The sequence below is a fragment of the Ruegeria sp. CDSC068 genome (assembly GCF_059610545.1).
The window spans coordinates 256,904-270,097 of the sequence record NZ_JBXWNV010000005.1 but is presented as its reverse complement, the minus strand read 5'-3'; the positions used below and the strand labels follow the sequence as shown (position 1 = coordinate 270,097).

Annotated in this window: 11 protein-coding genes and 1 pseudogene; 10 read left to right on the top strand and 2 right to left on the bottom strand. The window is 57.7% G+C overall.

Annotation, left to right across the window (positions count from 1 at the left end; translation table 11 throughout):
- The first annotated feature begins 22 nt into the window (after nt 1–22).
- Entirely contained in the window at nt 23–697 is a 675-nt protein-coding gene (locus AC2FID_RS12720) for a TIGR04283 family arsenosugar biosynthesis glycosyltransferase (RefSeq protein WP_282119899.1), read from the top strand.
- Nucleotides 698–704: 7 nt separating this feature from the next.
- On the opposite strand, the pseudogene AC2FID_RS12715 reads toward AC2FID_RS12720, so the two are convergent.
- Nucleotides 705–1,460, bottom strand: a pseudogene (locus AC2FID_RS12715) (hypothetical protein); the annotation flags it as partial.
- Nucleotides 1,461–1,538: 78 nt separating this feature from the next.
- Nucleotides 1,539–2,426, bottom strand: a complete 888-nt coding sequence (locus tag AC2FID_RS12710; RefSeq protein ID WP_108860251.1) for a MurR/RpiR family transcriptional regulator — start codon at nt 2,424–2,426, stop codon at nt 1,539–1,541.
- A gap of 136 nt (nt 2,427–2,562) precedes the next feature.
- Between AC2FID_RS12710 and AC2FID_RS12705 the strand changes: the two genes are divergently transcribed.
- From AC2FID_RS12705 to AC2FID_RS12665, 9 genes are all read left to right on the top strand, one after another.
- A complete protein-coding gene (locus AC2FID_RS12705) occupies nt 2,563–3,318 on the top strand; it encodes an N-formylglutamate amidohydrolase (RefSeq protein ID WP_496837117.1) in 756 nt (251 codons plus the stop codon).
- Nucleotides 3,315–3,899 (top strand): TRAP transporter small permease subunit, encoded by a 585-nt coding sequence (locus tag AC2FID_RS12700; RefSeq protein ID WP_496754631.1) that lies wholly within the window; start codon nt 3,315–3,317, stop codon nt 3,897–3,899. Before AC2FID_RS12705 ends, AC2FID_RS12700 begins: the two co-directional genes overlap by 4 nt.
- Nucleotides 3,896–5,215, top strand: a complete 1,320-nt coding sequence (locus AC2FID_RS12695; protein WP_058274158.1) for a TRAP transporter large permease — start codon at nt 3,896–3,898, stop codon at nt 5,213–5,215. The genes AC2FID_RS12700 and AC2FID_RS12695 overlap by 4 nt, the downstream gene beginning before the upstream one ends.
- A 50-nt stretch (nt 5,216–5,265) precedes the next feature.
- The gene (locus AC2FID_RS12690; RefSeq protein ID WP_058274157.1) at nt 5,266–6,300 is read left to right on the top strand and encodes a TRAP transporter substrate-binding protein; all 1,035 of its coding nucleotides are present in this window, start codon (nt 5,266–5,268) and stop codon (nt 6,298–6,300) included.
- A gap of 148 nt (nt 6,301–6,448) precedes the next feature.
- The gene (locus AC2FID_RS12685) at nt 6,449–8,134 is read left to right on the top strand and encodes a Na/Pi cotransporter family protein (RefSeq protein WP_058275863.1); all 1,686 of its coding nucleotides are present in this window, start codon (nt 6,449–6,451) and stop codon (nt 8,132–8,134) included.
- A gap of 50 nt (nt 8,135–8,184) precedes the next feature.
- Nucleotides 8,185–9,546: a glutamine synthetase family protein gene (locus AC2FID_RS12680; protein WP_496837114.1), complete on the top strand. Its 1,362-nt coding sequence runs from the start codon at nt 8,185–8,187 to the stop codon at nt 9,544–9,546.
- A 129-nt stretch (nt 9,547–9,675) separates the two neighbouring features.
- Nucleotides 9,676–11,058: an aldehyde dehydrogenase family protein gene (locus tag AC2FID_RS12675; protein WP_496837112.1), complete on the top strand. Its 1,383-nt coding sequence runs from the start codon at nt 9,676–9,678 to the stop codon at nt 11,056–11,058.
- Between the two features lie 67 nt (nt 11,059–11,125).
- Nucleotides 11,126–12,271: an iron-containing alcohol dehydrogenase gene (locus tag AC2FID_RS12670; RefSeq protein ID WP_496739633.1), complete on the top strand. Its 1,146-nt coding sequence runs from the start codon at nt 11,126–11,128 to the stop codon at nt 12,269–12,271.
- A gap of 74 nt (nt 12,272–12,345) precedes the next feature.
- Entirely contained in the window at nt 12,346–13,185 is an 840-nt protein-coding gene (locus tag AC2FID_RS12665) for an EamA family transporter (protein ID WP_496837110.1), read from the top strand.
- Nucleotides 13,186–13,194 lie beyond the last annotated feature (9 nt).

The following is a 13,194-nucleotide window of genomic DNA, read 5'->3' as shown; positions in this document are numbered from 1 at the left end:
CCATGACCAGAGGGTTTCCGCCGTGCCTGCGCCGATTAGCATCGTTATCCCGACCCTGAATTCGGACGGGAGCCTTCCCGCGACCCTTGCAGCCTTGATGGAAGGCCTGCATGCGGGGCTGATCCGCGAATTGATCGTCTCGGACGGAGGGTCGGCCGATCAGACGTTAAAGATTGCGGATGAGGCCGGGGCTGAGATCGTGACAGGGCCGCCTTCGCGCGGGGGGCAATTGGCCCGAGGATGCGCCGCAGCCAAAGGGGACTGGCTGCTTGTTTTGCATGCCGACACGGTTTTGCAAGCGGGGTGGGGTAAGGTTGTAGGCGACCATCTTTTCACCGGAACCCCGGCTGCTTTTCGCTTGGCGTTTCGGGCGTCAGGCTTTGCGCCGGCATGGGTGGCGGGTTGGGCCAATCTGCGCAGTCGTCTTTTTGGCCTGCCATATGGCGATCAGGGCCTGTTGGTCCCGAGTGAGATGTATCGAAAGGCGGGGGGCTTTCCTGATCAACCCTTGATGGAGGACGTCGCTTTGGTCCGCAGTTTGCGCGGCATCACTTTGCTGCCCAGCCGGGCAGTTACGAGCGCGGATCGCTATGAGCGTGCGGGCTGGTTGCGTCGGGGAGGGCGGAACCTGTGGACTCTGACGCGGTATTTTCTGGGGGCAGATCCTGCGAAGCTGGCGCAGGACTATCGGCGCTGAGCGACGCGCGCAGCTCGACCACAGATTTGCCCAGACGGAACGGCGCCGCGAAACTGACCAGACATAACGCGATGATCTGCAGTACAAGTATATGCGCATTGTCTTGCAGGTATTCCCATTCGTCCTTCAACTTGCCGACCTGTTCCACCAGATCATCATAGCTTTGCGCCAGGATCAGATAGTCTCCGGCAATCGCGGGAACCTTGCGGCGCATGTTGTCGATCGCGGCCTGTGTTATGTCGTCCAGAGTGGTAAAGACTAGGAACTGATCGATGTTGAACGCATCAGCCTTGTCGGCCATTGCGCGCATTTCGTCCTGTTCGTCTTTTGCCTGACTGCCAAACAAAAAATGCAGCCCCTGCAGTGGCGCGACCTCATTTGTGACTGCGATGAACAATGGCAGGTCGGCATTGCTGGCGGTTGAGGCCGACAGGAATTCAACCTTTTCGCACAGAATGGCAGTATCTGGATCAAAGGCCGGGTCGCAAAACCGCAGCCGGAATCGCGCGGCATCGCGGTCAAAGGCCAGCCCGGCGGCGTAAGCGACGTCTATCTGGCGGTCCAGTCGCGAGCTATCCGAAGTGTAAAGCCCGGCCAAAACCGCGACCAGCGCGCCAACGCCACCCAGCACAACCCAGACGAGGTCCGCGAGTTTCCAGGCACGATGCCCGGCGGGTTTACGGAAAAGAAAGGCGGTGCCAATCGATCCAATCAGAAAGAACAGGATCAAAAGCGGCAGTTGGTTCTGGGTCACGAAACTCATGCCTTCAAAGTGACGGCCTGCCATGCGGCTGGCAACACTCCTCACGCTCAGTTGTTCTGTTTGGGTGGTAAAAAGCCGTTATGAGCCCGAGCTTTGACCGAATTTCCGGAACAGTTTGGTGCGGTCAAAAGCTTGTTCCAGCTCATCCGTGCGCTCTTTAACCGAATCCCACAGCCGTTCTTGTACTTCGGCGATGACGCATTCCATCAAAACCAGAATGGCTGCCATGGAGTCCCACGCGGACGGCACGGCAATGCGCGCAGCAAAGGTGTGTTTGGCCAGCCGATGAATGGGTGAGCGCCACTGATCGGTGAACAGAACAATTTCAGCCTCACGTTCATGGCACAGCTGGCCGATCAGCAGTGACGCGTTTTCATATCGGCGAACATCCAGCGTCACCAGCACATCATCTTTGCGTATGTCCAGCAAGTCATGCGTCCACGATGCCGCAACGGGCAGTAGTCGGACATCCGGGCGGATCATCTGCAGGTGCAGGTACAAGTATTGGGCCAGCGTACCGGTGATGCGGCCGCCGGTAATGAAAATGCGCCTGTTGGGGTCACATAACAGATTGCAGAAGCTGTCGAATTCACCGGGGTCAACCTCATCAATCGTGCGTTTCTGATTGGCGAGAGTCTGTTGGGAATACCGGTTCAGGATGTGTTCTTCGGGCAGGTCGTTCTGCCAAAGGTCACGCTTGGCGACCGGGCCCGAGATCATCTCTTTCACCTCACCCCGCAGGGCGGCCTGAAACTGCGGATAGCCGTCAAAGCCGGTTTTCTGCAGCATTCGTGCGACGGTCGTGGTCGAAACTGAGGCGGTGCTGGCCAGCTCGGTGATGCTGCCAAGGCCAGCCATGGGGTAGTCGTCCAGCAATACACTAACCAGTTGCCGCTCGGATGGGGTCATCTTGTCTTTGTGGGCCAGCAGCCTGTCCGTCACCCGCACGCGGCGTTCCTCCTGCATCTTTTCGATCTTAGTGTGAATAATTTTTCAGCAAGATCAAGAGTGGTGAAATTTAAACAGGAAAAATATTGACAGGTTAAGGTCTCTTGTGGAAATTTTTCCACACGCATCTTAATTGGAATCGCAAGGCGGTATTTTGGACTTCGGAACAGTCGTTCACACGGACACAGTGGATGGTCCCTATTCAGTAATGCTGGTCTGCGAACACGCGTCCAGCCGCATTCCCGCGTTTTTAGGGGATATGGGATTGCCTGTGGACGCGCTTCAAAGCCACATCGCGTGGGATCCGGGGGCATTGGCTGTGGCCAAGCTGATGGCGACGCGCCTGTCGGCACCGCTGGTGTATGGCGGGGTGTCCCGGCTGGTCTATGACTGCAATCGCCCGCCTGAAGCCGCAGGGGCAATGCCGGCGCGCAGCGAGGACTATCAAATCCCAGCGAATGTCGATCTGTCCGAGGAAGAGCGCGAAAGCAGGATTGAGAGCATCTATCGGCCCTTCAGCAGGGCGCTGTCTGACCTGATCTCTCAAAATGGGGATACGCTTAAACTTATGGTGACGGTCCACAGCTTTACACCAATCTACCATGGACAGACGCGTGAGGTGGAACTGGGCATATTACACGGGGTGGATGACCGGTTCGCCCGGGCAATGATGACGACAGTACCCGCCGACCAAACCTATGAGACTCGCTTGAATGAGCCGTATTCGGCGGCGGACGGGGTCGCCCATACCCTTGACGCGCAAGCGCTGCCGAACGGGCTGTTGAACGTCATGATCGAGATCCGCAATGACTTGATTCAAACGTCCGAGCAGCAAGGGGCGATGGCCGATTGCCTGGCGTCATGGACCGCGCGGACCCTTGCAGATTTTCAGAAAGGGGGCGCGGCGTGATCAAGGCGATGGCCTCATATGTCCGGATCGTCGATGCGGTCAACTACCGGATCGGACGGGTCATGATGTGGGGCCTGTTCGTGATGATGGGCATCCTGCTGTGGTCCTCGATCTCGAAGACGTTTTTCGTGCCATCGCATTGGACGCTGGAAATGGCGCAGTTCGCGATGGTGACCTATTACATTATGGGCGGACCGTATTCGATCCAGTTGGGATCGAACGTACGTATGGACCTGTTTTATCACAACTGGAGCCCACACCGGAAAGCGTGGTTTGATGCCTTCACGGTGCTGCTGCTGATCTTCTACCTGGGCGTCTTGTTTTACGGTGGGCTCGGGTCAACGGCCTACAGCCTTGGCTATTGGGGCGATGAACCGGTTTCCTACTTCATTGGCCTTCTGACAGGCACAGAGGAAATCGGGCGGCTTGAACGCTCATCAACGGCGTGGCGGCCTTATATCTGGCCAGTAAAAACCATCATGGTGTTCGGCTTCTTCCTGATGCTGCTGCAGGCGATATCGGAATTCTTCAAAGACATAGCCCGGATCAACGGGCAGGAAATCGGGGTCGTGCGGGCATGAGCCAGGAATATATCGCCATCTTCATGTTCGCGTTGATGATGCTGATGCTGTTCACAGGTCAGCGCGTCTTTGGCGCGATTGGCGCGGTGGCTACCATTGCCGCGCTGGCGCTTTGGGGCACAGGCGGGCAGGACATTACGTTCTCGGCCGCGATGAAGCTAATGAAATGGTATCCGCTGCTGACGCTGCCGATGTTTATTTTCATGGGGTATGTGCTCAGCGAAAGCCGGCTGGCGGATGACTTGTATAAGATGTTCCACGTCTGGATGGGGCCTATCAATGGTGGTCTGGCCATCGGCACCATCGGTCTTATGGTGCTGGTCTCGGCCATGAACGGCCTGAGCGTTGCAGGTATGGCCATTGGCGCGACCATTGCGCTGCCGGAGCTGCTTCGGCGCGGCTACGACAAGACGATGGTGACCGGGGTCATTCAGGCGGGTTCTAGTCTTGGTATTCTGGTTCCACCCTCGGTGGTTCTGGTCCTCTATGCGATGATCGCGCGCCAGCCTGTTGGGCAACTGTGGCTGGCGGGGATTATCCCGGGTCTGCTGATGGCTGCGATGTTCATTCTCTACATCTGGATCCGCTGCCGCATTCAGCCCGAGCTGGGACCCGCAATGGAAGACGCGCATGAGGTGCCGCGGGCCGAGAAGATCCGGCTTCTGGGGGCAGGGGCGCTGCCGCTGATCATCTTTGCGGCCATGATGGTGCCGTTTGTGAATGGCTGGACGTCACTGGTCGAAAGCTCGGCGATCGGAGCGCTGACCGCTCTGGCTGTGTCCGTCATCAAGCGCCGCATGACCTGGAAGATTTTCGAAGACTGCACCAAGCAGACGTTGGCCATTTCCTGCATGTTCATGTGGATCATTCTGGCCGCGCTGGGCTTTGGGGCTGTATTTGACGGGTTGGGTGCCGTAAAAGCCATCGACAATCTGTTCACCGATCAACTTGGCCTGTCGCCCTGGATGATCCTGATCCTGATGCAGCTAAGCTTTATCGTCATGGGCACGTTCCTGGACGATACAGCAATGCTGGTCATCGTGGCGCCGCTGTATGTCCCGCTGGTCGGCGAGTTGGGCTTTGATCTGATCTGGTATGGGGTGCTTTATACGATCACGACGCAGATCGCCTATATGACGCCTCCCTTCGGCTATAACCTGTTCCTGATGCGCGCGATGGCCCCACCCGAGATCACTCTGCGGGACATCTATGGTTCGATCTTTCCTTTTGTCGCGGTGATGGTGCTGGCGCTGACAATCATCATGGTTTTCCCGGAAATCGCTCTGTGGTTGCCCGGGTATGTCTATGGAAATTAACAAGAATGCTCGGTGAACGGGCACAGAAACTTTAACGGAGAGGAATTGACATGACGACAAGACGTAAGTTTCTGAAAACCGCTGGGGTTGGCGTTGCTGCCGCACCACTGGCGACGCCTGCCTTGGCGCAGAACACGATCACATGGCGGATGCAGACCTATGCAGGTCCTGCGCTGGCTGAGCATGTGATTGATCCTGCGATCAAGATGTTCAACCAGATCGCCGGTGACCGGATGCAGATCGAGCTGTTCTATGCCGATCAGCTGGTCCCGACGGGCGAGTTGTTCCGTGCGATGCAGAAAGGCACCATCGACGCGGTTCAATCGGACGATGACTCGATGGCGTCGCCGACCGAAGTCACCGTGTTTGGTGGCTACTTCCCGTTCGCCTCACGCTATTCGCTGGACGTGCCTGTGCTGTTCAACCAGTGGGGCCTGAACGAGATCTGGGACGAGGAATACTCCAAGGTCGGCGTCAAGCACATCAGCGCCGGAGCATGGGACCCTTGCCACTTTGCGACCAAGGACCCGATCAACTCGCTGGCGGATATGAAGGGCAAACGCATCTTCACCTTCCCGACGGCGGGGCGCTTCCTGTCTCAGTTCGGCGTCGTGCCGGTAACCCTGCCGTGGGAAGACATCGAGGTTGCGGTTCAAACGGGCGAACTGGACGGTATCGCTTGGTCGGGCATCACCGAAGACTACACCGTCGGCTGGGCCGATGTGACCAACTATTTCCTGACCAACAACGTGTCGGGTGCCTGGGCGGGTCACTTCTTTGCCAATATGGACCGCTGGAACGAACTACCCGAAGATCTGCAGACCCTGTTCAAGGTTTGCTGTGATCAGTCACATTACTACCGTCAGTGGTGGTATTGGGGTGGTGAGGCCAACCTGCGCGTCAACGGCACCAAGATGCAATTGACCTCTATCCCGGACGAAGAATGGGTAACCGTTGAGGAAGCCGCCGTGAAGTTCTGGGACGAAGTCGCAGCCGAGTCCGAGACCAAAGCGAAAGTTGTCGACATCTTCAAGCGTTACAACGCCGAGATGCTAAAGGCTGGTCGGCCCTATCGTTACACCTAAGAAACCCTTCTTCCCGACGCGTGGGGCACCCCGTGCGTCGGGATTGGACATCAATAAGCGACACCATTTATGCTCTCGTCTGTTCCAAGAATAGAAAAACAAAACCGGAAGCACATTTGTGCGCACCGGTCAGACGAGGTGTGAACATATGGCTATCGCGAGCTTTTTGATTGAGATTTTTGCCGCAACCATGTTGCTGCTATTTGCCGTACGCTTGGTTCGTACCGGTATCGAACGGCGCTTTGGTGCGCTGTTCCAGTCGATCCTGACACGCCACTCCAACAGCTTTGTTGCAGGGGGGGCTGGCATGGTTCTGGCCACGATCCTGCAAAGCTCGGCCGCCGTTACGGTTTTGCTGACCGGTTTCGCTGCGGCGGGGATGGTGACGTTTGGGATGGCGCTGGCGGGTGTTTTGGGCGCGGATTTGGGCGCCGCTTTAGTCATTCAGGTTCTGTCCTATGATCTGGGCTGGCTTCAACCCGCATTGCTGGCGTTGGGCGGTTGGCTGTACCTGAAATCCGAACGGTCGAATGTACGGCTTATGGGCCGGATCGTTCTGGGCGTCGCCTTTATCCTGATCTCGCTTCAATTCCTGCGCGAAGCAGTTGAGCCGATCCGCGAAAGCGCGTTTTTGCCCGCAATCGCGGGGTATCTTGAGACCGATTATTTCAGCGCCTTCATTGTCGGCGCAGTGCTGGCCTTTGTCATGCACAGCTCGGTCGCGACGATCCTGATGTGCGTGGCCTTGGTTCAGATCGGTGCAATTCCCTTTGCCGCCGGGTTGTCGCTGGTGCTGGGAGCAAATCTGGGTTCGGCCTTTATTCCAATGTGGCTGACGCGCGATATGACCGTCTCAGCCCGGCGTATTCCTCTGGCCAACCTCTTATTGCGGGGAAGCGCGGCGCTGGTAATGCTGATCGTCGTGAATGTTGGCGGGTTGCAAGAGGCGCTATTGGTGACGAGCCCGGCGCAGTCTCTAATTTTTGCACATATCGGTTTCAATTTGGCTGTATTCCTGCTGGCCACAGGCTTCGTGAACCAGTTGGAACAGCCGATGGCCGTTCTGATGGCGGAGCCCAAAGCCGAGGCCAATGCGCTGGATCAGTTTTCGGATGCGCTGACACCGCTGGGGGACCCCAGCGGCGAAAGGGCCAGCGTTGCGATGTCCTCGGTGCGTCACGAGCTGTTGCAGATGATCACGCAAGTCGAGCGTATGTTCCGGCCCGTTTTGGATATCTACGAACAGGATGACAGTGACGCGATTTCAGCGCTTTGGCAGCAGGACGAGCGGGTGAATACGCAACTGACCGAGATCCGCCGTTTCGTCGCGCGCATGCCGCGGCAGAATATGAGCAAAGGGCAGATCAAAGCCGCACGAGGGTTGGTCGAATATGCCATCCGTCTTGAAGCTGCGGGCGATGTCGTCTCCAACCGGATGACCCGGACGGCGCAGATCAAACACACCGAACGTTCGGAGTTCTCAGCGCAGGGCTGGAAAGAGCTGAAAGATTTGCACGCGGCCATTCTGGAAAGCTTCTCGCTGGCGCGTCACGTGCTGTTGGTGGACGACATGGATTGTGCCCGACGGCTGGTGTTGGACAAGGCCGAGGTCAAGCGGATGTCCCGCAATAGCCGCAAGGCGCACCTCAAACGGTTGGAGCGCGGTCAGACTGAGAGTTTCCAGTCCTCCGATCTGCACCTGGAAACGCTGCGGTCCATGCGTGATCTGCATGGGCACATCGCCGCCATCGCCTATCCGATCCTCTACAAAAGCGGTCAGGTTCTGGAAACGCGCCTGGTGATGGAAATGGAAAAAGAAGCCAACGATGACTGACGGCAGGTAATCGAAACCGAGGTCTCTGTAAGTGACAAAGGATACCAATGATGGGCAATGATGCGATTTTGGCTGATCTGAAAGCCAAATTCGAGGCGGGCGAGGTCGACACGGTGCTGGTCTGCATGGTGGACATGCAGGGCCGCCTGATGGGTAAGCGGTTTCACGCAGGCCATTTCGTGGCGGGCGCATGGGAAGAGACACATTGCTGCAACTACCTGCTGGCCACAGATCTGGAGATGGCGACACCCGACGGCTATGCCTCGACCAGTTGGGAGCGGGGTTATGGCGATTATGTCATGAAGCCGGACCTGAGCACGCTGCGCCCAGTGCCGTGGCTGGAAGGCACGGCGATGGTGATGTGCGATGTGCTGGATCACCACACCCATGAAGAGGTTCCACACGCGCCTCGGTCTATTTTGAAGAAGCAGGTCAACCGGCTGAAGGCCATGGGCTATGACGCGATGTGCGCCACCGAGCTGGAGTTTTTCCTCTTTGAGAAGAGCTTTGACCAGATCCGCAAGGAAGGGTTCCGCGATCTGGAGCCGATCTCGGGCTATAACGAAGATTATCACATCCTTCAGACCACCAAGGAAGAGCATGTGATGCGCCCGATCCGCAACCATCTGTGGAATGCGGGGATTCCGGTTGAGAACTCGAAAGGCGAGGCCGAGACCGGGCAGGAAGAGCTGAACATCAAATATGCACCGGCGATGGACACGGCCGAATACCACTCGATCGCCAAGAACGCGGTGAAAGAGATCGCCTGGCAACACGGTCACGCGGCGACATTCCTGCCGAAGTGGCACCATGACAAGGTGGGCAGCTCGTCCCACGTGCATCAGTCGCTTTGGGCGGATGGCAAGCCGGCGTTTTATGATGCGGATGACGCGTTGGGTATGTCGGCGCTGATGAAAAGCTATATGGCTGGTTTGTTGAAATACGCCGGTGACTATACCTATTTCATGGCCCCCTACATCAACAGTTACAAGCGCTTCATGAAGGGCACCTTTGCGCCGACACGGATTATCTGGTCGGTGGACAACCGTACGGCTGGCTTCCGTCTGTGCGGCGATGGGACGAAGGCCGTAAGGGTTGAGTGTCGTATTCCGGGATCAGATATGAACCCGTATCTGGCGATGGCTGGCATGTTGGCCGCCGGGATTGCCGGTATTGAAGAAGGCCTGGAACTGCAATCGCCCACCACCGGTGATGTCTATCAGGGAGACACCGGCATGATCCCCGGCAATCTGCGCGCAGCACGGGATGCGTTGCACGGGTCATCGATGCTGCGGGCAGCCATGGGCGAAGAGGTGGTCGATCACTATACCCGCGCGGCGGAAGTCGAGATCGAGGAATTCGAGCGGGTTGTGACGGATTGGGAAATTGCCCGAGGGTTTGAGCGGGCTTGAGATTGGGTCCGGCTGGGGGCTTCGCCCGCCGCCATTGGCGCTCGAACCAATGGCGCACCAATGGCAGCCCCCGGGATATTTGTGGCTAGATGAAGCAGGGTTCCTGTTTCTTTCGGAATTGGAGTGGATATGGGGCAGATGTTGAAATGTGTCTCGCCGATTGATGGATCGGTTTTTGCTGAACGTGAGGTGTTGTCACGGGATGCAGCGTTTGAAGCTGCAGCGCGATCGCGGGCGGCACAGGCAGAATGGGCGGCGCGGCCGTTGCAGGAACGTATCGATCTTGTCATGGCAGGCGTGGCTGCGGTTGGGGCGATGAACGATGAGATTGTGCCCGAGTTGGCGCATATGATGGGTCGTCCGGTACGTTATGGCGGTGAGTTTGGCGGCTTTAACGAGCGTGCGAGCCATATGGCTCAGATTGCCGAGGCGTCTCTGGCTGATATCGCAGTGGGCGAGGATGAAACCTTCAAACGCTATATCAAGCGCATTCCGCATGGCGTGGTCTTTGTAGTGGCGCCCTGGAACTATCCCTACATGACCGCAATCAACACTGTGGCCCCGGCGCTGATCGCGGGGAACACTGTGATCCTGAAACATGCCACGCAGACGCTGCTGGTGGGCGAGCGCATGGCGCAAGCGTTTCATTCCGTGGGTATACCCGAAGATGTGTTTCAGAATGTCTTCCTGAGCCATGACGTGACTAATGGCCTGATCGCAGGCAATGCGTTCGACTTTGTGAACTTCACCGGGTCAGTCGGTGGTGGCCAAGCGATGGAGCGCGCGGCTGCTGGGACATTCACCGGTGTTGGCACCGAGCTGGGTGGCAAGGATCCGGGCTATGTCATGGATGACGCTGATCTGGATGCAGCGGTCGAAACGTTGATCGACGGTGCCATGTTCAACTCGGGCCAGTGCTGTTGTGGGATTGAGCGGATTTATGTTCACGAAAGCCTTTATGACGACTTCGTTGCCAAGGCAGTCGATGTGGTGAAAGGCTATAAGCTGGGCAATCCTCTGGACAGCGATACAACGATTGGTCCGATGGCCAATGTGCGCTTTGCCAAAGAGGTACGCGCGCAGATCGCTGAGGCTGTTGCGGCCGGGGCGGTGGCTCATATCGGCACGTTCCCCGAAGACGATGGCGAGGCCTATCTGACACCGCAGATCCTGACCAACGTCACCCATGACATGCGGGTGATGCAGGACGAGAGTTTCGGCCCCGTGGTCGGCATTATGAAAGTGTCCTCGGACGACGAAGCCATCGCCTTGATGAATGACAGTGAATTTGGTCTGACCGCCAGCCTGTGGACCCGCGATGTAGACCGGGCCGAACGCGTGGGCGATGCGATCGAAACCGGAACCGTGTTCATGAACCGCGCCGATTATCTGGATCCGGGTCTTTGTTGGACTGGCTGCAAGAATACCGGCCGCGGCGGCGGTTTGTCCGTCATTGGCTATCACAACCTGACACGTCCTAAATCCTACCACCTGAAAAAGGTCACGGGCTAAGGGCATCGGCCTGCCCGGTACTGACCCCCTCGGCCGGGCAGGTCTCAAATCACAAAGGAAACCTGACATGTCACTTGTTGGAAACTGGTCGTATCCGACCGCTATCAAATTCGGCGCAGGCCGCATCAAGGAACTGCCCGAGGCATGTGCTGCCGCTGGTATGAAAAGGCCGTTGTTGGTCACCGACAAAGGGTTGGCCGATCTGCCGATCACCGCGGCAACGCTGGATATCATGGAGGCCGCAGGGCTGGGGCGCGGGCTATTCAGCGACGTGGATCCGAACCCGAACGAAAAAAATCTTGAGGCAGGGGTCGCGGCCTACAATGCGGGCGGCCATGATGGTGTGATCGCTTTTGGCGGCGGTTCCGGGTTGGATCTGGGCAAGATGGTTGCCTTTATGGCAGGGCAGTCGCGCCCGGTTTGGGATTTCGAGGATATCGGCGATTGGTGGACTCGCGCCGATGCCGATGTCATCGCGCCGATTATCGCTGTGCCGACCACAGCCGGGACCGGGTCCGAGGTCGGGCGCGCCAGTGTCATCACGAATTCCGAAACCCACGCGAAAAAGATCATATTCCATCCCAAGGTTCTGCCGACAGTGGTGATCTGCGACCCCGAGCTGACAGTTGGCATGCCCAAGTTCATCACGGCGGGCACAGGTCTGGATGCATTTGCGCATTGTGTCGAGGCGTATTCCAGCCCGCATTATCATCCGATGAGCCACGGTATTGCGCTGGAAGGTATGCGGCTGGTCAAGGAGTACCTGCCACGCGCCTATGCAGATGGCACGGATATTGAGGCCCGCGCACAGATGATGAGCGCGGCAGCCATGGGGGCGACCGCCTTTCAGAAAGGTCTGGGCGCGATCCACGCCATGAGCCACCCGATTGGCGCGGTTTTCAACACTCACCACGGCACCACCAACGCGGTTTGCATGCCGACAGTGCTGGAGTTCAATGCGCCAGCTATTGCTGATCGGTTTCAGTCGGCGGCAGCTTATCTGGGAATTGATGGCGGCTTTGATGGCGTCCGCGGTTTTGTCCAGTCGTTCAACGACTCGCTGGGTATCCCAACTAGGCTGTCCGAACTGGGTGTGACCGAAGCTGCAATCCCGGAACTGGTGCAAGGCGCGATCATCGATCCGTCTTGTGGTGGTAACCCAATCGAATTGACAGAGGACAATCTGACCGCTCTGTTCAAGGCTGCATTGTGATCGGTCTTGCTCTGTGCAAGTAACGAAACCGGCCCGTATCTTGGGCCGGTTCTCTCTGCGCGAAAGGTTCGGACGTGACTCTGTTTGTCATTGCCATCATCTTGACGGCTGCGTTGCTGCATGCGGTGTGGAACGCCATCGTCAAAACAGCCGCCGACCGAACGACCACTTTGGGTCTTGTCGCATTTGGGCATGTCATCCCTGCGACAGCGATGATCCTGCTGCTGCCGCTGCCCAGTGCTGAGAGCTTTCCCTATATCCTGATCTCGACCGTCGTGCATTTTGGGTACTACTACATGCTGGGCAAAGCCTATCAGCATGGGGATCTGAGCGTCGTCTACCCGATCGCCCGCGGTATCGTGCCTGCGCTGGTCTCGCTCTGGGCTATGATTCTGGTGGGCGAGGTGCTGCCGCTTCAGGCATGGGGCGGGATCGCTCTGATCGCGCTTGGTATTCAGCTCAGCAGTTGGAGTGCCTTGCGGTCCGGCGTCGGGCGCTGGGCGCTGTGGTTTGCACTGGGTACGGGGTTTTGCATCTCGATTTATTCGGTCGTGGATGGCATCGGGGTGCGATTGTCGGGCAATACGCTCAGCTATTGGGCATGGGGTGCGTTCCTGCATCTGTTCATTGCGGGCTTTGTCGGCATCAAAAAACGGGACACGTTAGCACAGCTTCCAGCAAAGGTCTGGATGATCGGCATCCTGGGCGGGCTGGTGTCGATGACGGCCTATGGTCTGGTGCTTTACGCCAAGAATTTCGCACCACTGGGTGCGGTTTCAGCACTGCGTGAGACTTCAGTGATCTTCGCTGCGCTGATCGGGTTCATCTTCCTGCATGAAGGCAACTGGATGCGTCGCCTTGGTGCGGCCCTACTGATGGCCGTTGGCGTAGCCCTGATTGGTATGTCTGTCTGACGCCGGCGG

Excerpts from the sequence above, each read along its gene's own strand:
- AC2FID_RS12710 (WP_108860251.1), bottom strand. The coding sequence starts at position 2,426 with ATGCAGGAGGAACGCCGCGTGCGGGTGACGGACAGGCTGCTGGCCCAC.
- AC2FID_RS12695 (WP_058274158.1), top strand. The coding sequence starts at position 3,896 with ATGAGCCAGGAATATATCGCCATCTTCATGTTCGCGTTGATGATGCTG.
- AC2FID_RS12690 (WP_058274157.1), top strand. The coding sequence starts at position 5,266 with ATGACGACAAGACGTAAGTTTCTGAAAACCGCTGGGGTTGGCGTTGCT.
- AC2FID_RS12685 (WP_058275863.1), top strand. The coding sequence starts at position 6,449 with ATGGCTATCGCGAGCTTTTTGATTGAGATTTTTGCCGCAACCATGTTG.
- AC2FID_RS12680 (WP_496837114.1), top strand. The coding sequence starts at position 8,185 with ATGGGCAATGATGCGATTTTGGCTGATCTGAAAGCCAAATTCGAGGCG.
- AC2FID_RS12675 (WP_496837112.1), top strand. The coding sequence starts at position 9,676 with ATGGGGCAGATGTTGAAATGTGTCTCGCCGATTGATGGATCGGTTTTT.
- AC2FID_RS12670 (WP_496739633.1), top strand. The coding sequence starts at position 11,126 with ATGTCACTTGTTGGAAACTGGTCGTATCCGACCGCTATCAAATTCGGC.